20 protein-coding genes, 1 other RNA gene and 1 pseudogene are annotated in these 23,505 nt (G+C 33.6%); 3 read left to right on the forward strand and 19 right to left on the reverse strand.

The window, feature by feature from the left end:
- Window positions 1-54: 54 nt before the first annotated feature.
- Window positions 55-708 carry a metal-dependent transcriptional regulator gene (locus AC2A1D_RS00405; protein ID WP_484041694.1) on the reverse strand — a complete coding sequence of 218 codons (654 nt, stop codon included), beginning with the start codon at window positions 706-708 and terminating at the stop codon, window positions 55-57.
- An 82-nt stretch (window positions 709-790) separates the two neighbouring features.
- Between AC2A1D_RS00405 and AC2A1D_RS00410 the strand changes: the two genes are divergently transcribed.
- On the forward strand, window positions 791-1,822 hold the full coding sequence (locus AC2A1D_RS00410) for a threonine aldolase family protein (RefSeq protein WP_484041695.1): 1,032 nt from the start codon (window positions 791-793) through the stop codon (window positions 1,820-1,822).
- A gap of 25 nt (window positions 1,823-1,847) precedes the next feature.
- Here the strand turns inward: AC2A1D_RS00410 and AC2A1D_RS00415 are convergent, their stop codons facing one another.
- Window positions 1,848-2,354 (reverse strand): hypothetical protein, encoded by a 507-nt coding sequence (locus AC2A1D_RS00415; RefSeq protein ID WP_484041696.1) that lies wholly within the window; start codon window positions 2,352-2,354, stop codon window positions 1,848-1,850.
- A 199-nt stretch (window positions 2,355-2,553) separates the two neighbouring features.
- Between AC2A1D_RS00415 and AC2A1D_RS00420 the strand changes: the two genes are divergently transcribed.
- The gene (locus AC2A1D_RS00420; RefSeq protein ID WP_484042319.1) at window positions 2,554-3,207 is read left to right on the forward strand and encodes an NAD(P)H-binding protein; all 654 of its coding nucleotides are present in this window, start codon (window positions 2,554-2,556) and stop codon (window positions 3,205-3,207) included.
- Between the two features lie 64 nt (window positions 3,208-3,271).
- Here AC2A1D_RS00420 and AC2A1D_RS00425 read toward each other — a convergent pair whose 3' ends face one another.
- From AC2A1D_RS00425 to AC2A1D_RS00460, 8 genes are all read right to left on the reverse strand, one after another.
- Complete coding sequence (locus AC2A1D_RS00425) at window positions 3,272-6,127, reverse strand: VIT domain-containing protein (RefSeq protein WP_484041697.1); 2,856 nt, start codon at window positions 6,125-6,127, stop codon at window positions 3,272-3,274.
- Between the two features lie 3 nt (window positions 6,128-6,130).
- Entirely contained in the window at window positions 6,131-7,462 is a 1,332-nt protein-coding gene (locus tag AC2A1D_RS00430) for a S1 family peptidase (protein WP_484041698.1), read from the reverse strand.
- 88 nt (window positions 7,463-7,550) lie between these two features.
- Entirely contained in the window at window positions 7,551-8,804 is a 1,254-nt protein-coding gene (locus AC2A1D_RS00435; RefSeq protein WP_484041699.1) for a pyridoxal phosphate-dependent aminotransferase, read from the reverse strand.
- 147 nt (window positions 8,805-8,951) lie between these two features.
- Entirely contained in the window at window positions 8,952-10,667 is a 1,716-nt protein-coding gene (locus tag AC2A1D_RS00440; RefSeq protein WP_484041700.1) for a phospho-sugar mutase, read from the reverse strand.
- Between the two features lie 94 nt (window positions 10,668-10,761).
- Window positions 10,762-11,031, reverse strand: a complete 270-nt coding sequence (locus AC2A1D_RS00445) for a hypothetical protein (protein WP_484041701.1) — start codon at window positions 11,029-11,031, stop codon at window positions 10,762-10,764.
- Window positions 11,032-11,126: 95 nt separating this feature from the next.
- Entirely contained in the window at window positions 11,127-11,828 is a 702-nt protein-coding gene (locus AC2A1D_RS00450; RefSeq protein WP_484041702.1) for a GIN domain-containing protein, read from the reverse strand.
- 1 nt (window position 11,829) lies between these two features.
- Window positions 11,830-12,780, reverse strand: coding sequence for a glycosyltransferase family 2 protein (locus AC2A1D_RS00455; protein ID WP_484041703.1), 951 nt, complete (start codon window positions 12,778-12,780; stop codon window positions 11,830-11,832).
- Window positions 12,781-12,797: 17 nt separating this feature from the next.
- The gene (locus AC2A1D_RS00460) at window positions 12,798-13,397 is read right to left on the reverse strand and encodes a DUF4199 domain-containing protein (RefSeq protein WP_484041704.1); all 600 of its coding nucleotides are present in this window, start codon (window positions 13,395-13,397) and stop codon (window positions 12,798-12,800) included.
- A gap of 131 nt (window positions 13,398-13,528) precedes the next feature.
- On the opposite strand from AC2A1D_RS00460, the gene ffs reads away from it, so the two are divergent.
- Window positions 13,529-13,626: signal recognition particle sRNA small type (ffs, locus tag AC2A1D_RS00465), an RNA gene on the forward strand.
- Between the two features lie 648 nt (window positions 13,627-14,274).
- Here ffs and AC2A1D_RS00470 read toward each other — a convergent pair.
- From AC2A1D_RS00470 to gyrA, 9 genes and pseudogenes are all read right to left on the reverse strand, one after another.
- Window positions 14,275-14,430, reverse strand: a pseudogene (locus AC2A1D_RS00470) (NUMOD4 domain-containing protein); the annotation flags it as partial.
- A 16-nt stretch (window positions 14,431-14,446) separates the two neighbouring features.
- A complete protein-coding gene (locus AC2A1D_RS00475; RefSeq protein WP_484041705.1) occupies window positions 14,447-15,127 on the reverse strand; it encodes a metal-dependent hydrolase in 681 nt (226 codons plus the stop codon).
- A 133-nt stretch (window positions 15,128-15,260) separates the two neighbouring features.
- Complete coding sequence (locus AC2A1D_RS00480; RefSeq protein ID WP_484042320.1) at window positions 15,261-15,707, reverse strand: SRPBCC family protein; 447 nt, start codon at window positions 15,705-15,707, stop codon at window positions 15,261-15,263.
- A gap of 14 nt (window positions 15,708-15,721) precedes the next feature.
- Window positions 15,722-16,654: a 1,4-dihydroxy-2-naphthoate octaprenyltransferase gene (gene menA, locus AC2A1D_RS00485; protein ID WP_484041706.1), complete on the reverse strand. Its 933-nt coding sequence runs from the start codon at window positions 16,652-16,654 to the stop codon at window positions 15,722-15,724.
- An 11-nt stretch (window positions 16,655-16,665) separates the two neighbouring features.
- The gene (locus tag AC2A1D_RS00490) at window positions 16,666-18,174 is read right to left on the reverse strand and encodes a PH domain-containing protein (protein WP_484041707.1); all 1,509 of its coding nucleotides are present in this window, start codon (window positions 18,172-18,174) and stop codon (window positions 16,666-16,668) included.
- Window positions 18,158-18,703: a PH domain-containing protein gene (locus tag AC2A1D_RS00495; RefSeq protein ID WP_484041708.1), complete on the reverse strand. Its 546-nt coding sequence runs from the start codon at window positions 18,701-18,703 to the stop codon at window positions 18,158-18,160. Before AC2A1D_RS00495 ends, AC2A1D_RS00490 begins: the two co-directional genes overlap by 17 nt.
- Window positions 18,704-18,800: 97 nt before the next feature.
- Complete coding sequence (locus AC2A1D_RS00500) at window positions 18,801-19,637, reverse strand: 1,4-dihydroxy-2-naphthoyl-CoA synthase (RefSeq protein WP_484041709.1); 837 nt, start codon at window positions 19,635-19,637, stop codon at window positions 18,801-18,803.
- Between the two features lie 155 nt (window positions 19,638-19,792).
- Window positions 19,793-20,818, reverse strand: a complete 1,026-nt coding sequence (locus tag AC2A1D_RS00505; protein ID WP_484041710.1) for a tetratricopeptide repeat protein — start codon at window positions 20,816-20,818, stop codon at window positions 19,793-19,795.
- Window positions 20,819-20,836: 18 nt separating this feature from the next.
- Window positions 20,837-23,419 carry a DNA gyrase subunit A gene (gyrA, locus tag AC2A1D_RS00510; protein ID WP_484041711.1) on the reverse strand — a complete coding sequence of 861 codons (2,583 nt, stop codon included), beginning with the start codon at window positions 23,417-23,419 and terminating at the stop codon, window positions 20,837-20,839.
- Window positions 23,420-23,505 lie beyond the last annotated feature (86 nt).

Below are 23,505 nucleotides of genomic sequence, written 5' to 3' on the forward strand. Positions count from 1 at the left end.
ATGAACAAAAATTCACAATATAAATTGAAGAGATAAACATAGTTTTACAACTGATTATTTTTTTACTAAAATTTTCTCTGTCGCTTTTTTACTTAAAATCTCTTTTACACCATTAATTTCAACTGTCATCGATTTATCAAATTCTTCAATTTTCAAAATTGAAATTTCACTATTCAGAAGCACATTTTTATCTGTTAAATAGCTTAGAAATGCTGCATCAGACAAAGTCATAGAAGTAAAAACCACTTTTTCACCAACGGTACAATTTGAAAGTTGTATTAAATCTTGAGCAATGATATTTCCTTTTTTATCCGGAATTGGTTCTCCGTGCGGGTCGTATTTCGGATAATTTAAAATTTCATCCATTTTATCAAAAAACAATTGCGAATGAACGTGTTCTAATTGCTCTGCAATTTCGTGAACGTTTTCCCATCCAAAATTCATTTTTTCTACCAAAAACATTTCGGTAAGACGGTGTTTTCTTACTACAAGTGCAGCTTCTTTCATTCCGGAAGCTGTTACAGTAAGCGGTTTATAGGTTTCGTAGACTACCCAATTTTTCTCTGCAAACTTCTTCATCATATTATTGGTACTGGGCATTTTTACGTTCAAAAATTTGCTCAGTTCGTTAATCGTGACTTTCTGATTGGCATCAACGAGATGGAATAGGGCTTTTAGATAGTTTTCTTCTGTGAGTGTTGCTTTCAAAATGTTAGAAACTTTTGAGTACAAATCTAACAAAATAAATTTTTATCCATAAAATTATTGAATTATGTTTTAAATTTGTTTTATGAAAATTTCTTTTAAAAACGATTACTCAGAAGGAGCACACATTAATATTCTACAAGCTTTAGTGAATTATAATGAAGATCAACAACCAGGTTATGGAGAAGATTTTTATTCGTTACAAGCAAAAGAAAACATCAAACAACAACTAAAAAGTGAGCAATCCGAAATATTTTTTGTTTCTGGAGGTACTCAAGCTAATCTTATTGTGATTTCAGCTTTGCTAAAACCTTATCAAGCAGTTATTTCGGCAAGTTGTGGACATATTTTAAACAATGAAACAGGAGCGATTGAAGCAACCGGACATAAAGTTTTAGGCATTCAAACAGCAGATGGAAAACTAAGGCCAGAAGATATTATTCCAGTTTTGGAAGGACATAAAAATGTTCCGCATCAAGTAATGCCGAAATTGGTTTACATTTCAAATTCTACAGAATTGGGAACCATTTATCAGCATGAGGAATTAAAAACATTGTCAGATTTTTGTAAAGCCCAAAATCTTATCCTTTTTATGGATGGAGCGAGACTTGCACAAGCGTTAACTTCAGAAATTAACGATATAAAATTTGAGCAACTCGCTGATTTAACGGATGTTTTCTACATTGGAGGTACCAAAAACGGAGCTTTGCTAGGAGAGGGCATCGTCATAAACAATCCCGATTTACAGCAAGATTTTGCCTTTAATATCAAGCAAAAAGGAGCTCTTTTAGCCAAAGGTAGAGTTTTAGGAATACAGTTCTTAGAACTTTTTAAAGACAATCTTTATTTTGAATTAGGAAAAAACGCGAATGTTCAAGCGATGAAAATAAAGAATTTCTTAGTAAAAAAAGGCGTAAAATTTTTAAGTGATACATCTACCAATCAAATATTTCCAATTCTTGAAAATGCCGTAATAGAAAAGCTTTCAGAAAATTTTGAATTCTATGTATGGCAAAAAGTTGATGAGAATTTTTCGGCAATTCGATTGATTACTTCTTGGAATACCAAAGATTCTGCTACAGATTGTTTTCTAGAATCTTTAGACAAAATATTATAAAAAAACAGCCATTTGGCTGTTTTTTTTATTTTAAAATTTTATTCACTGTATTACAATCAGCTTGTTCAAATTTTTGATTTTCTGGGTAAGAAATTTTCTTTTCATCGGTGTAAACCATTTGTACGCCGTTATCTTTTAATTCTCCAATACCTTCATAAAGTAAATTATTTTTCTGTAAAAAGAAAATATCACGTTTGCTTGTGGTTCCTTCAGAAACAAATTCATAGCTCAGTTTAAGCGTATCACCAGATTTAAAACCAGAAATATCGCCTTTAGAACTGTCTTTTTCATTGTTTTTATAAGCAAGTTTTCCAGTAATGGTTCCTAGATTATCATCAAAACTTGCAGCGACAGTATCTTTGCCAATAACTTTCATAAAGCAGAAAGATTTTGCGCCCAAAGTATCAATTGGTTGTTGAGCGGTTTCTATTTTAATAGAATCTGAAATGTTAGGTTCTTTATTTACAGATTCTTTTTTTTCGCAACTGATCATCAATAGGTTTACAATGCCTACAAATATTAATTTCTTCATTTTGACTGGTTTGATTTATGGTTTGTTTGGCTAAAATAAGCAACAAATCTTAATAAAACAAAACACAAAGTAAAATCCTATAATTTATATTATGTTAAGTTTTATGTTTTTCTGGAAAAAACATAGCTTTTAATTGGCTGAGATTCTGTTCTATTCCAAATCTTTTTTTTAAATTAGATAATCCAGAAATATTATCATGATGAAAGCTTTAATTATAGGTGCGACCGGAGCTACAGGCAAAGATTTACTACAACAACTACTGAACGACCCAGCTTTTTCGGCGGTAGATATTTTTGTACGTAAACCTTTAGGAATTTATAACGATAAGCTTACGGTACATGTTGTTGATTTTGAACATCCTGAAGATTGGAAAAACCTTGTAAACGGCGACGTTGCTTTCTCTTGTCTCGGAACCACTTTAAAAGACGCTGGAAGCAAAGATGCGCAATGGAAAGTTGATTACGATTATCAATACCAATTTGCGAAAAATGCGAAAGAAAATAATGTTGAAGATTATATTCTTGTGTCTGCTTATGGAGCTAATCCTAAGTCTAAAGTTTTCTATTCTCGCATGAAAGGCGAACTTGAAGAAGCCGTAAAACAGCTTCATTTCAATAAAATCACCATTTTTAAACCTGGAATGTTGGAACGCAAAGATTCTGAACGAAACGGCGAAGTTTTAGGCGGAAGAATTATAAAATTTGCCAATAAAATTGGACTTTTAGAAAGTCATAAACCTTTACCTACAGAAATTTTGGCTAAAGCCATGATTAATTCTTCAAAAATTAAAAGCAACGGCTACTCAAGCGTAAAACTGGGTAATATTTTTGCTTTCGCAGATAAAAACTTCTAAAAACCTTAATATTTATTATAAAACCGCCCGAAAACCTTTGGTTTTCGGGCGGTTTGCATTATGATTAGAATTCAAACTCTCCTATCAGAATTTTACTGTCTTTTTCTTCTTTATTTTCCTTTTGGGCTTGGAAAACGGCAATTTTTCGCTCTTGCCTTCCATCTGAATAATACAAATAGACTTCCGCCATTATGGTTGGAGGGCCTGAAAGTATATTTTGCCTTTCTCCAAAGAAATTGGTTTTTATTTTATACTTTCCTTTCATAGCTTTCTTCAATAGAAACTGTTCTGGTCCAAAACCTTGCGTAAAATCGTTGCTCAATCTTCCTCCAATGGCTGTAGATTTATGTTGATAAGAGCAGTCCTCTCCTCTCGGATCGGTTACCCAAAGGTCAATATCGGTATTGTCTTTATTCCAATTGATAACTACGCGAATATCTACAGGAAGGTCAGCTTTTAATCGGTCATCAATTTTACTTCCATCAACATTTTTATTTTGCTTTAAAATATTGTTGATTTCCATAATTAAAATTTCCTCAATGCCATTGTCACGTGCAGAAATTTCGTCTGTAAATTCTTGGTAAAGCAAAGATTTATAAATATTTAAAGCTTCCTGCGGTTTTTTATTATCTACCAAAGCAAGGGCATAATCTCTGTGACTTTGAGCATCAAAAGGTCTCCATTCCAGAATTTTTTGTGTAATCCACAATTCTTTATCATAATGACCTCTTTGTTTAAGCAAATAAGAAATGGTTTTGTACAACTCCTCATTTTCCAAATCGAGTTCTGCTAAAGTACTTAAAACTTTCAGGGCTAAAACTTTATCTCCTTTTTTGAACAGTAATTTAGAAACATCAAAATAATATGTTACCTGCTTTTCGTGCTGCGCTCTATTGTCCAAATATTTTTGATAAATAACTTCCGCAGATTGCAGATTTTGAAAATCTTTCATGTATTCTGCAGTGCTTTCTACATCGACTAAAGTAATTTTTCCGGCTGGTTTTCTTCCTGAATTGATAATTTCTTCTGCCTCATCAGAAGCTTTTTCTGCAACCACTGAATTTCTTTGCATTCCTAATGCGCCAGTAACAACAACTTCGTCAATACTCGTTGCTCTTACCGTATCTGTTCTTGATTGATTACTCACTTTAGGATACACTTTCTTTTCATCAGGTTTGAAATCTGTATTCCACCAAGTTTTTAATTCTCTGGTTTTATCAAAAGCTTTAGATAAAAGATTTCTTCGCTGTTCTAAAACAGTTCTTTTATTTTGGCTAACAATTTTTTGATATTCTGCCTGTAACTCTTGTGGAGGCGCGAGTTTGTAACGAACATAATCATTAACGTCTTCCAAAACAATTAAACTGGTATTTTTACTTACCACACCAAATTGTTCGCTAATATCTTTAATTTCGCTTCTATTTTGAGCAGAATTCACTTCTAATTCGTCAATTTTTCGTTGAGCCCAAAACTGTGCAATCTGCCAATTTTCTGTTGAAGAAGCATTGGTAAAATCTACAGGAACTTCAAATTTTTCAGTTCCTACATCAAAAACCGCCGTAAGTTTTCCTAAATTTCCAGAACTGATTCCGAAAATAGTAATCGGCTCATTCACCACAGAACCCACATTAGGAAAAACTTCTTTAATATTCGGATTTTCTTTGAATCCTAAAAAACGAACAGGTAATTTTTTAAGCTGTTGCAAAGCAGATTTTGTGTCTGTATCATTCAAATTGATGAAATTTCCACCTGATTGATTTGATAAGTTCTTCAACAAATTAAAATCAGAAGTTGGCGTACTTGTAATACTGTTCAAAGGTTTTTTGAACTTGATTTTTAAATCACCAAAATTAGAAATTCCATCAGAAAAAAGAAGGTATTCTTCTACTCCATTCAGTTCCTGTAAAGCGCCAAAATCGGTTCCGCCATCGTAACGAAGATTTAGAATTCGATTTTTTAAATTGCTCCAATTTCCGCCAGAAATAGTAAATTCTTCCGCTTTGTCTAAAGTATTATTTAAGGTAACAAAAGAAACCGAAACATTTTTGTTGTCGTTAAAATACGCATTCAAAAAATCTAATTCTTTGTCTCTATTTCTTTTTGAACCACTAAAAGAATTATCCCAAATAATTGCAATTTTCTGTGCTTTTTGCTTTTCCTTTACCGGAAAATCTACATTTACATTAGCTGCAAAATAAGCCTCTTCTCCCGAAGCTTTTTGCATCAAAACATTAGAGGTTTGGTTTCCTTTTGGAAGATTAATCTTTAAACTTTCCTGCGGTCTGAAATTTTCTTTTGAAATTTCCGCAATCCATTGATTTCCTTGTTTTTGAAAAGAAAAACTTCCATCAGGATTTTCAATAATTTTTGGTGTTGAAGAACCGTCATTAATCCAAACTTTCAAATCAAATTTTGGAATACTCGTTGCATTCGCAAAACTCATAAAGTACTGATATTCAGATTTTGAGTTTTTTAATTCTTGATGATACGTAATCTGAACCGTTCTGCTTCCTTTTTCTGGTAAAGGATAAATTCTCGTTCTGAAATTATTTCCTTGAACTTTTTCGATAATTCCAGGGTCTACATTTCTTTTTTCTACACTTTCAAAAACTTCTTTGGCTCTTTCTTTGGGAACGGGAACGGCATTTCTCAGTTTTCCATTTATATCTAAAGCGTAACCACTTACACTTACTCCATCTGGAAGCGGAAAAGTGAGCGTTCCTTCTAAAATTCTTTTCCCGGAATTGTAAAATGTGTAGGTTGCCGTAGTTGTTGCTAAATTTCCAAGAATTTTGGTTTCAAATTTTGCGCTTTGCAAAATAACGGGGTGCTTTTTTTCGCCTGTAATTTCCAATGAAGGAATTTGTGCAAATGCAGCACTGAAAACCAATGTTGCTATAAAGGTTGTTAGTTTTTTCATTTTTTAATTTTTAACTTCAGATTTTACCGCTAAAAAAGGAAAAACCGATTGTATTTGCTTGGTAACAATTCCAAAATTGAAACCTTGAACTTGTTCTACACCACTAAAATTAACCGCAATTAACTGTCCACAATGATTAAAAATTGGCGAACCACTTGCTCCGTGAGTAGACGTAACACTGTACTGAATTTTAGTTCCGTCTGATTCTTTACTGATTTGCCCGTTATACAACTGAACTTTCATTCCAGAATTGGTTTGCGCTAAATCTTCACCTAAAGGATAGCCAATCATTACTGCTTTTTCACCTGGTTTTAACGTTTTATCATCAACAACAGCATTGTCTAGATTAATGATATTCACCACTGTATTTGGTGTTTCTTTAGTAGAAAGTTGTAAAACTCCTAAATCGATTTCAGATTCTTTAGAAATTTTTTCGATGGTACAAGTAAGCCATTCATCCGAAGAATTATGAAGCGCCACAGAAATATCAATCGTTTTCATATATACCTGAATATCTTCTTCAGAAACATATTCTTTTTGCGGAATTGAAGCTGCCAAATCAGTAGATTCCGAAATCGTATCAGATGAAGATGCATCAGAAGAACTTACAAAATCTTCACCTGCACTTTGGTCTTCTCCTTCATCATAATCTCCCTCTTCATTGTATTCTGCATTAGCATTTCCCCAATTGGAGGCGATAAAAGTTTCATAACCTTCCGGAGAAATATCTGTTGTTAAAATTGAAGCAATTTTCATTCTGATATTTTGTGCATCTGCTTCTGTTTTTTCAATATTTTCGGATGAAGTCCAAGGTTGTAAAACATGACTATTAGAAATCATGTTTCCTTTTTTGTCAACAAAAAAAGCCGTTCCGTACAGTGTTTGGTCTGCAGCTTCAGGAATATTGAGCTGGATTTCTTTTCCTTTAATACGCGCGAAAAATCCGTATCTGTGCTTTACCATTACCACTGCATCTTTGTAAGCATCATAAATTTTGGTGTCGCTATCTAAGCAAACATTTGCTATAATAGGCTCTGCAGTTTGACGTTCTTTATAAAATTTGTATCCAAAGAAAGAAATTCCACCTAAAAGAATGACTCCTCCAAGACTGAAAAAAGCAATTTTGTAAGGATTTTTTTTCTGCTGCTCTGAAACTAAACTTGTTTTTGGAGCTTCTGGAATTAGTTCTGGTTTTTCTTCTGAAATTTCCCCATTTTCGGGTTCGATTGTAGATTCTAAAGAATTTTCTTCTGAAAATTCAAGATTTTGCGAATTATTTTTTGGCTGGTTTTCGCCGTTGAAATCTTCTTGAGATTCCGGTTTGTCGTTCATCATTTACGATTTACATTAATTTTAAACAAAAAAAAATGTTGACTCTAAAAGTTTAGAATCAACATTGATAAATTTATAAAAAATTTTTATTCTATTTTAAATTATTTAGAGCAGTCTCTAATTTTGGCATCATTGTAGAAATTTCCGCTGTTGCTAAACCTCCTACTGAAGCTCTAAACCAAGGTTCAGATTTGTCTTCACCAAATGCTGAGAACGGAACTAATGCCACTCCAGCTTCATTAATTAAATAGAAAACTAAGTCTGAAGAGTTTTCAATAACGCCACCGTCTGGTTTTGTTTTACCGATATAATCTAATTTAATTGTAAGGTAAAGCGCTCCCATTGGCTGAATTGAATCTACCGCAAGACCTTTCGCTTTCAAATCTTGAATTCCACCGTGAAGAACTTTTAAGCTTTCTTCTAATTTACCTTTAAAATCTTCGATAAACGCATTTACATCTGCAGTATCTTCATAATATTTTGCCGTTGCTTCTTGCTCTGGTTTTGGCGCCCAAGCTCCAACGTGAGTAAGCAAAGCTTTCATCTTATCGATGATAAGAGTAGGCCCGAATCCCCAACCAACACGCACTCCTGTTGCAGCAAGACATTTAGAAATTCCTTCAATATAAATTGTATATTCTCTCATTTCTGGGAAAAGAGAAACCGGATCTACGTGTTTTGCTCCAAAAGTAAGGTTAGAATAGATCTGGTCGTACATTAAGTACAATGGCTTCTCGTCTTCTCCTCTTTTTTTGTTTTCCTCTAAAATCATTTCACAGATTTCTCTTAATTGAGCTTCTGTAAACATTGTTCCTGTAGGATTCAAAGGTGAACAAAGCGCCAATAAAACTGCTCCTGACAAATGAGGTCTTAAATCGTCTGCCGTTGGCAAGAAATTGTTTTCTGGCGTTGTTTTTACTTCAATTGCATCTGCACCCGTAAGGTAAGCGTAATGGTTGTTATTCCAAGACGGAGTTGGGTAAACTACTTTATCTCCTTCATCTACAATTGTTTTGTAAACTGCATAAATTAAAGGTCTAGAACCAGCCGTAATTAAAATATCGTTTGGATTATAATCTAGATTCCATCTGTTTTTTAGGTCGATAGAAACTTGTTTTCGTAAAGATAAAAGTCCGTTTGCAGGCGGATAATTGGTTAAATTATTCTGATAAGCTTTCTGAATTTCTTCTTTAAGCTTAGCAGGAATTGGGTAGATATTAGAATTAAGATCACCAATTGTAAGGTTGGCAATTTCAGCGCCTTTTGCTTTAAGGTCGTTTACTTCATTACCAATTTTTACAATCTCTGAACCAATCAGGTTCGCTGCTAATTTTGAAACTTTCACTTTATTTTAAATTTATAATTACTTTAATTATGGTATGTTTTTAATTAAACCATTAAGGACGATTAATCTGTTGAGATTTTTTATGGTAAATATCAAAGATATTTTAAAACAATCCTCCTTAATGATTCAAAATAACACATTGCTTTTTTAATCCAGCTGCAAATTTACTTTGATTTGCTGAATTTTCTCTTCTAATGCTTTAATTTTATTTTCAAATTCTTCTTTTGAAGCTAAAGAATCTTTCACAGAAACATAAAATTTAATTTTAGGCTCTGTTCCTGAAGGTCTTACGCAAACTTTAGTTCCGTCTTCTGTGTAGTAAATTAACACATTAGATTTTGGAATATCATTCATTACTTTCGTTGCGTTTTCTGCAACCACAAAATTGGTTTGCTCTTTGAAGTCTTTCACTTCTGCAACTGGAGAACCAGCTAATTCTTTTGGTGGATTTTCACGGAAGTTTTTCATCATATTCTGAATTGCTTCTGCACCATCTCTACCCTTTTTAGTTACGTTGATTAACCCTTCATAATACAATCCAATTTCTTGGTAAATTTCGATAAGGTATTCGTACATCGTTCTTCCGTTTGCTTTGCACCATGCTGCAATTTCGCAAGCTAAAACGATACTTCCACAAGAGTCTTTATCGCGCACGAAATCTCCAGTCATGAAACCAAAACTTTCTTCTCCACCGCAAACAAATTTTTCCTGTCCTTCAAAATCACGGATCATTTTTCCAATCCATTTGAAACCTGTTAAACCAACTTTACAGTCAACCCCAAATTTTTGAGCGATATCAAAGAAAATATCAGAAGTTACAATCGTAGAACCAATAAATTCTCTTCCTGTAATTTTTTCTGCTTTTCTCCATTCATTTAGAATGTAATAAGTTAAAATTGTGTTGCACTGGTTTCCGTTTAAAAGCTGAATTTCACCTTCTAAATTTCTAACCGCGATACCTAATCTATCTCCGTCTGGATCGGTTCCGATAACGATATCTGCATTGGTAATTTTAGCGAGATCCATCGCCATTTCCAAAGCGGCAGGTTCTTCCGGGTTTGGAGAAGCTACGGTTGGGAAATTTCCACTCGGAATCATTTGTTCTTTTACCAAATCAATTTTCTTGAATCCTGCTTTTTCTAAAGCTTTTGGAACTGTGGTATACGTTGTCCCGTGAATAGAAGTGAAAACAATATTCAAATTATCTTTTCCAACGTTTTGATAGGTAGAATTTTCAATACAAGCATCGATATAAACATCATCTTGTTCTTCTCCAATCCATTCGATTAAATCGTCGTTTCCATTAAATTTGATTTCATCAAATTTTACAGAATATACTTCATTAATAATTGCTTCATCATGCGGTGGAACGATTTGCGCACCGTCATTCCAATATACTTTGTAACCGTTGTATTCTGGCGGATTGTGAGAAGCTGTTAAAACAATTCCTCCGTTACATTTTTTGTCACGAACGGTGAACGACAATTCCGGAGTTGGTCTGTGATCTTTGAAAAGAAGCACTTTAATTCCGTTTGCTGTTAAAACATCTGCCACTAATTTTCCAAATTCTCTCGAGTTATTTCTTACGTCGTAAGCAATGGCAACACTAATTTCCTCATTTGGAAATTGCTTTAGCATATAATTCGCAAGTCCCTGTGTTGCTTGCCCTAACGTATATTTATTTAAACGATTGGTTCCTACTCCCATTACACCTCTCATCCCTCCTGTTCCGAATTCTAATTCTCTGTAAAAAGAATCTTCCAAGTCTGGAGAATTGCTATCAATTAAGGCTTGTACTGCGTCTCTTGTTTCTTGATCAAATGTGTCGCTTAACCAAAGTTTTGCTTTTTCTAATGTTGTCATATTTGTAGTGTTTTTTTGAAGTAAGAAGAAGGAAGTTCAAAGTTTCATCTTCAAACTTCATTTTTACAATATTTTATATTTTTGTGATTAAGTATTAATTACTAACTGCAGCAGGAATAAAACCTACAACAACGAAAAGAAGAACACTTCCTGCAACTAAACCAGCCGTTTTACCTGCACTAGGTTTTTTGACACTTGTTACTACTTTTTTGTTGATTTCAATGTCTTTTCCGTTTTGTTTTCCGATAATCTTATCTTCTGTTTGCTCTATAAACTGGAATTTCCTCAATTTTTCTCCATCATTTTTTTGAACAATATAATTTGTATTATTTTGAAGAACAGAATAATCAAAGTTATTTTTCACACTAACTTTTGTTGAAACACAAGATGTGATAAATATAGAACACAAGAGCAAAAGAAAAAATATTTTATTCATCTACAGGTAATTTAAAAATAGTTTTATTGAAGTTTTTTATTTTCCACTTTCGATGTTTTATCAACTTTAAAAGCACGAATTGGATCGTTGTAATATACGAATTTTGCCGTATTTTGAATGTTACCATTTAATGAATCTTTTACGTTTACTTCCGCGTAATTTCCGTTTTTGGAATCTATTTTTAGGTTTTCAATTTTCCAGTAAGGAGCGATAAGACTTGCAGTATCGGCAATTTTTATTACGGCATCTTTGGTTTCACCTAAAAAATTTGCACGACTGCGGTTCAACATTTCAATTTCCGCTTTTCGGGTGTTTACAGAACCCATAAAAGTGGCGTAATTCTTTAAATTCAACCTGAAATTATCCGTTTTAATTTCGCTAGAAATATTCATTTCTACAGAATCTGCAATAGCAACTTTCTCTAGATTATATTTGGAGTAGACCACAATATTGTAAAAATCTACTCCTTTAGTTTTTCTATTTTCTTTGATGAAAAGCGTTTTATCTTTTACTTCAACCTCAAGATTATCGGCAATGTTTGGATACGTTTCTATTGCCACATAATTTTTATTTGATCTCGCATAAAAAATACGAAACTTGCCTTCCAAATTAAGGTTTACAAATTCCTCTACATCAACATCTTTATTTTCAATATTTCCTTTTGGAGAAATTTTTCCGCAAGCGATAAGCGAAACCAAACTTATGGCAAAAAGTACTTTCTTCATTTTAAATTACCTCGTCAATATTATAATTCTTGTGCTCTCTATTGGTTCTGATGATCATTTCACCCAAAAATCCTGCCACAAAGAGTAAAGTTCCCATCAACATCATCGTTAAAGCAATGTAAAACCAAGGGTTGCTGGTAATTAAATGACCGTAAATACCTCTCGCTACATCAATAAGCTTTGAAATACCCAACCAAATTGCAGAAAGGAAACCAACGATGAACATTAAAGTTCCTACTGCACCAAAAAAATGCATTGGTCTACCACCAAAACGACTTACAAACCAAAGTGTTACCAAATCTAAGAAACCTCTGATAAATCTTTCGGTTCCGAATTTTGATGTTCCGTAAGGTCTTGCTTGGTGAGGAACTTCTTTCTCGGTAATTCTTCTAAAACCTGCATTGGCAGCCAAAACCGGGATATATCTGTGCATATCTCCATACACATCAATCGATTTTACAACTTGTTTTTTATAAGCTTTCAAACCACAATTGAAATCGTGAAGATATACCCCAGAAACCTTTCTAGCCGCTGCATTGAATAGTTTTGAAGGAATATTTTTAGTCATTACATTATCAAAACGTTTTCTCTTCCAACCAGAAACTATATCGTAATTGTCTTCGGTAACCATTCTGTACAATTCCGGAATTTCTTCAGGAAAATCTTGTAAATCGGCGTCCATCGTAATTACCACATCTCCGTGAGTTCTTAAAAAAGCGGCATGAAGAGCCTGAGATTTTCCGTAATTTCTAGAAAATTTAATACCGTGAATTTGAGGATATTGTACTTTCATATTCTCAATAATGCTCCACGAAAGATCTGTACTCCCGTCGTCTACAAACCATACTTCATAAGATAAGTTGCTGTCTGTACAGGTCTTATCAATTCTTGTGAAAAGCTCTTCTAAAGATGCTTCTTCGTTTAACAACGGAATAACAATAGATAAATTCATTTAATTTTAATAAAAAATTATTCTTGATTGGGTTCTTCTTGGTGAATTGTTTTTGTTCTGAAAAACGCTCCGAAAAACAATGACAAAACTAAGTAAAATATCAGTATCGCTGCAAAATAACCTGAAAAATGACTTGCTGTAAGCATATCTTTTCCTTTTACAGCATCATCACTTACTCTCTGCAACCCTTCTTTATACTTCTGCTCTAGCTCGTCGATGTCTTTTTGATGTTTAAGAATTTTCTTTGCCGAGGTGTATTCTTTATCCAATTCATTTCTTTGTCTTTCTACATATTGATAGTTCAGCAACTTTTTAGCATCTGTATCTACAAAATTTAAAAAAGCAAAAATGCTAAAAATTGAAAGAAAACCTCCGATAAACATCGGATAAAATGCTCTTTTAAAAGCTTCTCTAAAACTTACCACTCGGGTAACGTTCCAATACGATTTTACCGACCAAAAAGCCGTACCGGCATAGAGAACCGGAAGTAGAAAAGCGTTCACTTTCAGTGAAATATCAAAATAATTGATTCCTGAAAAAAATGAGTAAACTACAAAGAAAACGATCATTGTAGCAATAAAAAGGATAATTCCTAAGGTAGTTGGACTTTTGGTCATGTTAAAAAAATTTACAAAAAGATGAAAAATTATTCACTTATATTTCAGCAAATTAGCCTAAATTAAAGGGTTTTTCATCATTTTTTCTTATGATTAGTTTTGAAGTTTATAATTAATTCCTATCTTTGCAACGGCAAGTCCTAAACAACCAGCTCCTGAGAATCCTCCAGGGTGGGAACGCAGCAAAGGTAATTGGTCGTAGCGGTGTGATTTAGGTAGCTTGCCATTTTTTTATGTCTTTATTTTTATTCTCTTTTTCTTGAATTAAATCATCTACAGTTTTTACGTGACTCCAATTCTCTCCAGTTTTAATACGATGAATTTGCATGTCTGAAACTCCATACTGTTTCGCCAAAGTTCTTAAAGAGTCTCCTTTTTTTAAACGCTGCTTTATTCTAAGAACTTCATTTTCAGTAAGCTTACCCATTTTTGTATTCGGTTTATAATCATCTGTCATAAACTGTTTTTTGAATTTTGCCAAAATTACTTTCGGTTTATTTGGGTAACGTTCTTTAAGATCTTCACGACTTGCCCAAGCTAAATTCTCGACCTCGTTGTTTGTTTTATCAAAATCTTTGTGAATTACAAATTTTTTGTCAGGATCTGTTGGTGCTTCCAAAAATAACGTTGCCACTGCTTTATGAAACATAATGGTAACGTGTATGGTTCTTTTTTTATCGATACGATGGTTCTGCTTTTTTCTTTTCTGAATAAGCTCATCACGTTGTGCGCGTAATTCTTTTTTCTTTTCAAGAACATCATTTTTAGTTCCCAAGCTTTTTATCATTGCCCCCAATTCATCAATTTGAGATTGCAATGTTTGTAATTTTTCTGCATCCACGGCAGATCTCGACTTAAATAATTTAAGCCTAAGCACAGGATAGCCTTCCTGTGTGCTTCCTTTCGCAATTTTTCCTTCTGGAAAATAGGAGTTATAGGTGCGAATTCTACCCAAATTAGAAACTTCTACTTTGGTTTGGTTTTCAAATTCGTAATTTAACGGATATTCCTTCCAAATTTCTCTCTTTCTCATAACTCTTTTTTTGTTATTAAACTTCTATTACTTCACCCAAAACAGGTAAAATAAGCTCTATATTTCGTTCTGCAAACTTATTGAGTGCATCTTCATGGTTTATTTTAATAGGAGCAAAAGTATCGAAATGACATCCAATTACTTTTGGGCATTTTAAAAGCTCTGCAGCTGCAAAACTTGCCTTGTTTGCACACATTGTGTAATGTGCACCAATCGGTAAGATAGAGATATCAATTTTACCAAATAATCTTTGGAAAATCTCCATATCACTCATTACACCAGTATCTCCAGCGAGATAAATGTTTTTTCCCGGAAGTCTGAAAATATATCCACACGGTTCGCCACCATAAGTTCCATCTGGAAAACTTGAGGTGTGAGAAGCTGGAACCATTGAAATTTTCAAATCATCAAACTTCGCTGAACCTCCAAAGTTAATATCGATAGAATGAGGATGATTGTAATATCCACAAATTTCTGGCTGTGCAATGATTTGTGCTTCAGGATGATTAGCTAAAACGTCTTTTACATCTGCGGTATGATCTCCGTGCGCATGCGTAATCAAAACGTAATCAATTTTCTGAGCTGTAATATCAAATCCAGAAGTTTCCTTTTGAAAGTTATAAAAGGGATCTGTTAAAATATTTTTACCGTTATAATTGAACAAAAAACAGTTTTGTCCTAAATATTGTATTTTCATTTTTAATTTAGTTTTATAATTTCTAAAAGATTTGTGAGAGGTGTATTGTAGTACAAAGATCGCAAAGATTTTTTATTGTTAACCCTTTTTTATTTGCGAAGGCCTTAACTCAATCTAAGCGAAGTTGTTAAATTTATTTTGAAGGAAATTTATCTTCAATCAATCTGAGATTAATCCCATGTTCCAAATAAGCTTTACAACCATCTAAAACAGTTGTAAAACCTCCTGTATTGTCGTTTATTACACTAAAAAGCGCTTCTCCTTTCTGAGGATAGCCGTAGCTTTTAATGACAACTAATGTTCCTTTTTCCATTTCCTTAAATTCATAATCAACTTGAATTGCAGGATTCCCCCACTCTGTTTTGATTATTTTATTTTCAATAATTTGATGAACATTTACTTCAGATTTCACTCCGTACATTTCCCATTCCCAAATTACAGTTTTCCCTTCTTCAAGCCTTCCGGAAGATTTTGTAAACCAAAAATTTGTAGTAATCTCAGGATTAATGAAAGCCTCAAAAACTTCCTCAATAGGTTTTCTAATGAGCATTTGTGCCTGAACGTAAATTTCTCTATCCATCATCTTCTGAATTTTTAAACTCCAAAATAGTTAAGACCAACAACCGTAAGAACCGCCATTACTAAAGTTAAAATCCCAACTTGCTTCAAAAAAGGATCAAGCTCGCGAGGATTTTTCACAGCCATAATTTGCCGTCTTACTTTCATTACAGGTAAAAGCAAAATCATCACGATAAACACATAATATTGTTGCGTTTGTAAAAAGCCTTGCAAACAAAGAAAAATCAAGATAAAAATTAATGGCAATTGTAAAAGCACAATTTCGTAAACCATTGCGTATTTAAACCCAATTCTTAGCGCAAAACTATTTTTACCCGATAATTTATCGCTTTCTATATCTCTCATATTGTTCAGGTTAAGAACAGCCATACTCATCATTCCAATTGCTGCGCCTGGAAGTAGCATATCCCAACTGAACGATTTTGTAAAAAGAAAATAACTTCCACAAACCGAAACCAAACCGAAGAATATGAAAACGAAAATATCTCCCAAACCCATATATCCGTAAGGTTTTTTCCCAACTGTATAGCCGATTGCTGCTAAAATACTTGCTACTCCTAAACCTATGAAAATGTAAAATTCATTCATAAATTCTGGGATAAATGCCACATATAAAAGAGCAATTGTCGCCACAAAAGATAAAGCTGAAAATAAAATTACGGCATTTTTCATTTGCTTTGCTGTAATTTTTCCAGAAGCTACCGCTCTCGCTTCTGCTTCAGTAGCTCTTTTCTCATCGGTTCCTTTTACACCATCACCATAATCGTTGGCGTAATTTGATAAGATTTGGTACAGCAAAGTTACCAAAAGTGCTAAAGCAAAAATCTTCCAATCCCAAATACCACCATCGCGATACAACCTCCATTTTGCAATAAAAGAACCCATGATAATTCCGCTTAAAGAAAGCGGTAACGTTCTAAGCCTAGCGGCTTTTATCCAATCTGACATTAAATTTTAATTTAATTATGCTTAGAATTTTCAATTTTATACATACAATAATTGAGCAGTTTCTTGAGTTTTACAAATGGTAAAGCCGCAATTTTAAATTTCCCTGCAGATGTATAAAATGTAATAGTTCCTAAATTTGTTTTTCTTTGCCAAAAATACTGAGAAATTTTCACAGTCTGAAGTTTTTCGACCTCAAAAGTTCGGTTATCTACATCCCAAATTCCCGATCTTACTCTAATAAATCTCTCGCTGTAGAACAACCGTAAGTTTCGGAACGAAATTATAATAAAAAACTCTACAACAACAACGAAAAAAACCACTAAAAACCAATACTTTACAAGCAATCCCTTATCAAATACAAAAATTATTAGAAGCGGAAAAACAATCCATTGAACCGTATGAACAAAAGCAAGTCTAAAATTAGGTTTTAAAAAATCTTTAAAAATTGGCATTTCTTTCCAAATAGAAGAAATTAATTTTTCTTTTTCCTGATTGCTAATCCCTGGAACTGCAGAAACATTTTTTTCTTCATGCTCATTTCTTCCTATTTGAAGAAATTTAACATAAGAAATATTCATTCTTTTTTGAATCCAGTTTTGTGTTTCAGTAATAACCTGTACCTTAGATTTGTTTACAATTGAGTTTCTGGTATTAAAAAGGCCGTATTCAAAAGAGAAACTTTTGGCGTTTTCTGTAATTTTAAAATTGAAAAATTTAATAATTGTTCGTACCGCATTAATGATGATTCCCAACAGAAGTGCAATTACCACGATACCAACTAAAACAGGAATTGAAAAGGCAAGAATCTGTTCTTCAACATTATCATAATCGATTTTTGATTCCCATTCCAACTTTTTCAGAATATTTACAAGCTCTGAAAAACCATAGATTACCAAACTTACCAGTGCTAGAAAACTCTGCAAATAATTGGCAGTTATACCATATTTTAAAATACTTGAGGTAGAAATTTTAATAGCACGAAGTTCTTCTTCCTCCTTTTTTGTTACAGTATTTATAAAATTCTCTGTAATTTCTTCTGATACAAAATTGGTTTCTGTTAAAAGATATTTCTTTAAATCGAGTGCATTTTGTTTGGTAAGTGCAGAAATTTTTACTTCTTTTTTGGAGCTTCCAGGTGTATCAATCTCAAGTTTATAAATATTAAAAAATTGATGGATAAACGGCTGGGAAATATTAACTTCCTGAATATTTTTCTTTTTGATTTTCGTAACAGAGGTATTGATAATCCCTTCGTGAATAATAAATTCTTCATTATCTTCGTCGATATAATATTTAAAGTGAAAATACTGTAAAATTGCGGCTCCCGCTAAAATTAATAATGCTAAAATAACGCCCAAAACAATCATCCACGATTGAATTTGCTGTTTTCGAACTACGAAAAGAATAATGAAAACCCATAAATTTTTGACCGCCATTCCCACATTGTAAAGAAATAAGAGAACGATTCCCGTTTTTGACTGTCTCTGTGGTTCAAAAAAAGAATTACGCACTTCTTCCATCTTCTACATTTTCTTTAGAAATACTTCCTCGTATGTGATGATTAATACCTTCTGCAATGTCTTCAGGTAAACCATTGATAGTAATATCTCCTCCATTTACACCCGCTGTGAAAACTGAAATTGCCTTTAAATGAAGCATTTTTGAGAACCAACCCTGTTCAACTTTTACATGTTGAATTCTATTGAAAGGAACAATAATAATGGTTCTTTTCAGCCATCCATGTTGTGAGACTAAGTCTTTTTCTCTCACCGCGTATTTCCTAAATTTAAAACCAATACAAGCATTTAGAAAAAGTAAAATTATCAAAAGAAAAAAAACTAAAATAATTGCCCAAATTTGGAATACACTAAGTTTTGAATGAAAAAAATACAACGCTACTCCTACTGACCCAGCTATAAACAGTGTAAAAATTGAAAGATTAAATAAAACAATGTTTAAATACTTCGGCGAAACCGAAATCATCTTAAGCTCTGAAAAATCAGGCAAATCAAAATCAAAAATTTGATTGTTTTGAAAGTTTTCTTCCATGTAAAATCGATTCAGTTTAGAGTTTTATAGTATTTTATTCCTTGCAATTATAGTTTAAAAAAAGGTAATGAAACTACTCATTACCTTTCAAAATATATTAAGAAATCCATTTATCTTTTCCGAAGTTTGGCTTTCTTTTTTCAAGGAAAGCATTTCTACCTTCTTGCGCTTCTTCCGTCATATAAGCTAAACGGGTTGCTTCACCAGCAAAAACTTGTTGCCCAACCATCCCGTCGTCAGTTAAATTCATTGCGAATTTCAGCATTCTGATTGATGTTGGAGATTTAGCCAAAATTTCCTGCGCCCATTCGTAAGCTGTATCTTCTAACTCGTCGTGAGGAATTACCGCATTTACCATACCCATTTCAAAAGCTTCTTGTGCAGAATAATTTCTTCCTAAAAAGAAAATTTCACGAGCTTTTTTCTGTCCAACCATTTTTGCTAAATATGCAGAACCGTAACCTCCATCAAAACTTGTAACATCTGCGTCTGTTTGCTTGAAAATAGCATGTTCTTTACTCGCCAACGTAAGATCGCAAACGACATGAAGTGAATGACCGCCTCCTACAGCCCATCCTGGAACAACCGCAATAACAGCTTTTGGCATAAAACGAATTAATCTTTGAACTTCAAGAATATTCAAACGATGTCTTCCGTCTTCCCCAACATACCCTTGATGTCCTCTTGCTTTTTGGTCGCCTCCACTACAGAAAGCCCAACCGCCGTCTTTCGGGCTTGGTCCTTCTCCAGAAAGTAAAACAACACCAATTGACGGGTCTTCAGACGCATCGAAAAAAGCATCATATAATTCTGATGTAGTTTTGGGTCTGAACGCATTACGGACTTCCGGTCTGTTGAAAGCAATTCTCGCTACTCCGTTGCATTTTTTATAGGTAATATCGTCGTATTCCTTAACGGTTTTCCACTCGATCATTTTGTAAAAATTTTTCCCAAATATACGGAATTGAGAAGAGATTTTGTAACAGTTTTTAGTTTAAAATTTGTATTAACCGTTTTAGATTTAAACTTTAAAACATAAAAAAACCGAAACATTTCTGCTTCGGTTTTTAAATTGAATCTAGAAAAAGATTACTTTGCTTGTTTCGCTTCTAATTCAGCTAGTTTAGCTTTCATAGCGGCAGCTTTTTCTGTATTTTTAGTGATGGTATAGATATCTTTTAAAGTAGATACCGCATCAATATTTTCAGGTAAAGCTTTATACCATTGCTCTGCAAAAGGTAATGCTCTGTTGAATCTTGCTCTTCTTTCTTCAATCAATTTCATCCCTTCCGTTTTATTGGTTTTGTTGGTTTCATTGATTTTTTTCACAGCAGCATCTTCATCACCGATAATGGTGTACACAAGATTCATATAAGCGTTAGAATAATCAGGCTTAATTTCAATCGCTTTTTTAAATGCTATTTCTGCATCAGCAGCAGTTGCAGGGTTTTTAGATTGAATAACTCCTAAATTATACCAGTTATCTGCATTTTTAGGATCTTTTGCTAACTGCTCTTTAATAACACCAGCAAATTTATCATTGTTTCCAGACGCGTAATACGCTGTTCCTTGATAATCTTTTAGTTTTGCATTATTTGGAAATTTTGCTAAACCTTTCTCGATTAAAGCGATAGCTTTATCATTTTGCTTTGCATTAAGATACAATGTCGCTAAAGTTTCATACAAATCTTCTTCTACACTAGGAGTTTGTTCTGTCTTAAAATCTGTATAATCTTTAGATTTTTTAACCGCCTCCCACATAGTTTTATCAAACTCCTGAACTTGCCCTTGCTTATCTTTTGCAGTATATTTAGTTTGTATTCCTGTATAACCTGTATTTAGCAAATCCTCATAAATCTTTGTAGCTTCTGGAATATTACCACTTGCGGCATAACTAATCCCTGCGTTATAAAGATATGTTTTATCATCTTGTCCGCTTGTTTTCAAAAGCGTATACACTTCGAAAAACTTAGGACCCGCTGCTGCATAATTTTTTGCATTAAATGCATCAATTGCAGCTTTGTGCGCCGCCTGAACTTTTGCATTAGCGTCTTCTTTCTGTGCAAATGTAAATGATGATACAAGGATAGCCATTCCTAAAATTAGCTTTTTCATACTATTTTTATTTAAATTTTATTCTTCTGAATTAGAATCCTCAGTTTCGCCGGTAGGATTTTGGTTTTCCGTTGGGTTTTCTGAATCAATTTCCAGGTTATTAGCTGTATTTTCTGCTCCTTCTTCTAGTTCTTCCGAATCTTCTACATCTTTATCCATTGCTACTTTTGCAATTGCAGCAATCTCGTCATTTTTCTTAAGGTTAATCATCCTCACTCCTTGAGTATTTCTACCCATAACACGCATTTCATCCATACCCATTCTGATGGCAACACCAGATTTATTGATAATCATCAAACCATCTTCGTCTGTTACATTCTGAATCGCGATAAGATTACCTGTTTTTTCAGTAATATTTAAAGTGATAACACCTTTTCCACCTCTATTGGTTTCTCTATAATCTAAAACGGCAGTTCTCTTACCATATCCTTTTTCTGAAACCACCAAAACAGTTTCATTTTCAAGGTCATTGGCTACAATCATACCGATTACTTCGTCGTTTTCTTCAAGAGTTATACCTCTTACCCCAATTGAGCTTCTTCCTACCTCTCTTACTTTTTCTTCTGGGAAACGAATACATTTTCCATTTTTAGTAGCAATCATAATTTGAGAAGTACCATTCGTAAGATATGCTCCTAATAATTGGTCGTTATCTCTAATTTCAATAGCATTTACCCCATTTACTCTTGGTCTAGAATATGCTTCAAGAGACGTTTTCTTAATAGTTCCGTTTTTGGTAACCATTACAACGCTCATTTGGTTTACATATTCTGTATCTTTAAGGTTATTGGTTCTGATGTATGCTTTAATTTTATCATCAGGCTCAATATTAATTAAGTTTTGAACCGCTCTACCTTTTGCAGTTTTAGAACCTTCTGGAATTTCAAAAACTCTCAACCAATAACATCTTCCTTTTTCTGTGAAGAACAACATGTATTGGTGGTTGGTTGCCGAAACAATATATTCTAAGAAATCTGAATCTCTTGTTGTAGCAGCTTTGTTACCAACACCACCTCTACTTTGAACTTTGTATTCAGAAAGCAACGTTCTCTTCACATAACCTGCGTGAGAGATTGTAAGAACCACCTCTTCGTTCGGAATAATATCTTCAATAGACATTTCACCACCAGAGAAGTCGATTTCAGTTCTTCTTTCGTCGCCGTATTTTTCTTTAATTTCGATTAACTCGTCTTTAATAATTTGGAATCTTCTTGGTTCATTCGCCAAAATATCTTCTAAATCTGCAATTTCTTTCATAATTGCATCATATTCATCACGAATTTTATCAAGCTCCATTCCTGTTAAACGAGCAAGACGTAAATCTAGAATTGCCTGAGCTTGAATTTCAGAAAGTTCGAATTCTGCAATTAAACCTTCTTTTGCCGCTTGAGGATTTGAAGAGTGACGAATAATTGAAATCGCTTTATCTAAAGCATCCTGAGTTCCAATTACCTTCATGAAACCTTCCAAGATATGCGCTCTTTCTTTCGCTTTTCTAAGCTCGTACTGAGTTCTTCTTACGATTACCTCATGTCTGTGCTCTACGAAATGATGAATGATATCTTTTAAGTTCAATTGCTCTGGTCTTCCGTGTACCAAAGCGATATTGTTCACGCTGAAAGAAGTTTGCAGCGCAGTGTATTTATAAAGTAAGTTTAAAACTACATTCGGAATTGCGTCGTTTTTCAATTCATAAACGATACGAAGGCCACGTCTATCCGACTCGTCTCTGATTTCGTAAATTCCAGGAATTTTTTCTTCTTTTACCAACTCCGCAGTTCTTGCAATCATCTCTGCTTTGTTCACTTGGTAAGGAACTTCGTTTACGATAATCGCATTTCTGTTTCCGATTTCTTCGAAAGCCACTTTTGCTCTAAGAACTACTCTACCTCTTCCTGTATGGAAAGCATCTCTTACACCATCGTATCCGTAAATGATACCTCCCGTTGGGAAATCTGGCGCAATAATGTGCTTCATTAAATCATCAATGGTAATTTCCTTATCATCAATATAAGCGCAAATTGCATCAATAGCTTCAGACAAATTGTGTGGCGCCATATTCGTAGCCATACCAACTGCAATCCCTGAAGTTCCGTTTACCAAAAGGTTTGGAATTTTTGAAGGTAAAACTGTAGGTTCCGTTAAACTATCATCGAAGTTATTTTGAAAATCAACAGTTTCTTTATCAAGGTCTGAAAGTACTTCATCTGAAATTTTCTTTAATCTAGCCTCGGTATAACGCATTGCTGCAGGTGGATCTCCATCCATCGAACCGAAGTTACCCTGTCCGTCTACTTGCGGGTATCGTAAACTCCATTCCTGAGCCATTCTTACCATCGCATCATAAACTGAAGAATCTCCATGTGGGTGATATTTACCCAAAACGTCTCCTACAATTCTGGCAGATTTTAAATATTTTCTGTTTGAAAAAACCCCTAATCCATACATACCGTACAGAACTCTTCTGTGAACGGGCTTTAAACCATCTCTTACATCCGGAAGTGCTCTCGAAACAATTACGGACATCGAATAATCGATATAAGACGACTTCATTTCATCAACGATGTTAATGGGGATCAGTCTTTCTCCTTCTTTTTGCATATAAAAGTGTATTATTATGATAATCAGACTTTTGTTTGTATGTCTGAAAATTATTTGTTTCAGTTAAATTATAACGTGCTAATTTA

This window comes from Chryseobacterium sp. HNCC26DJ239 (assembly GCF_057180445.1).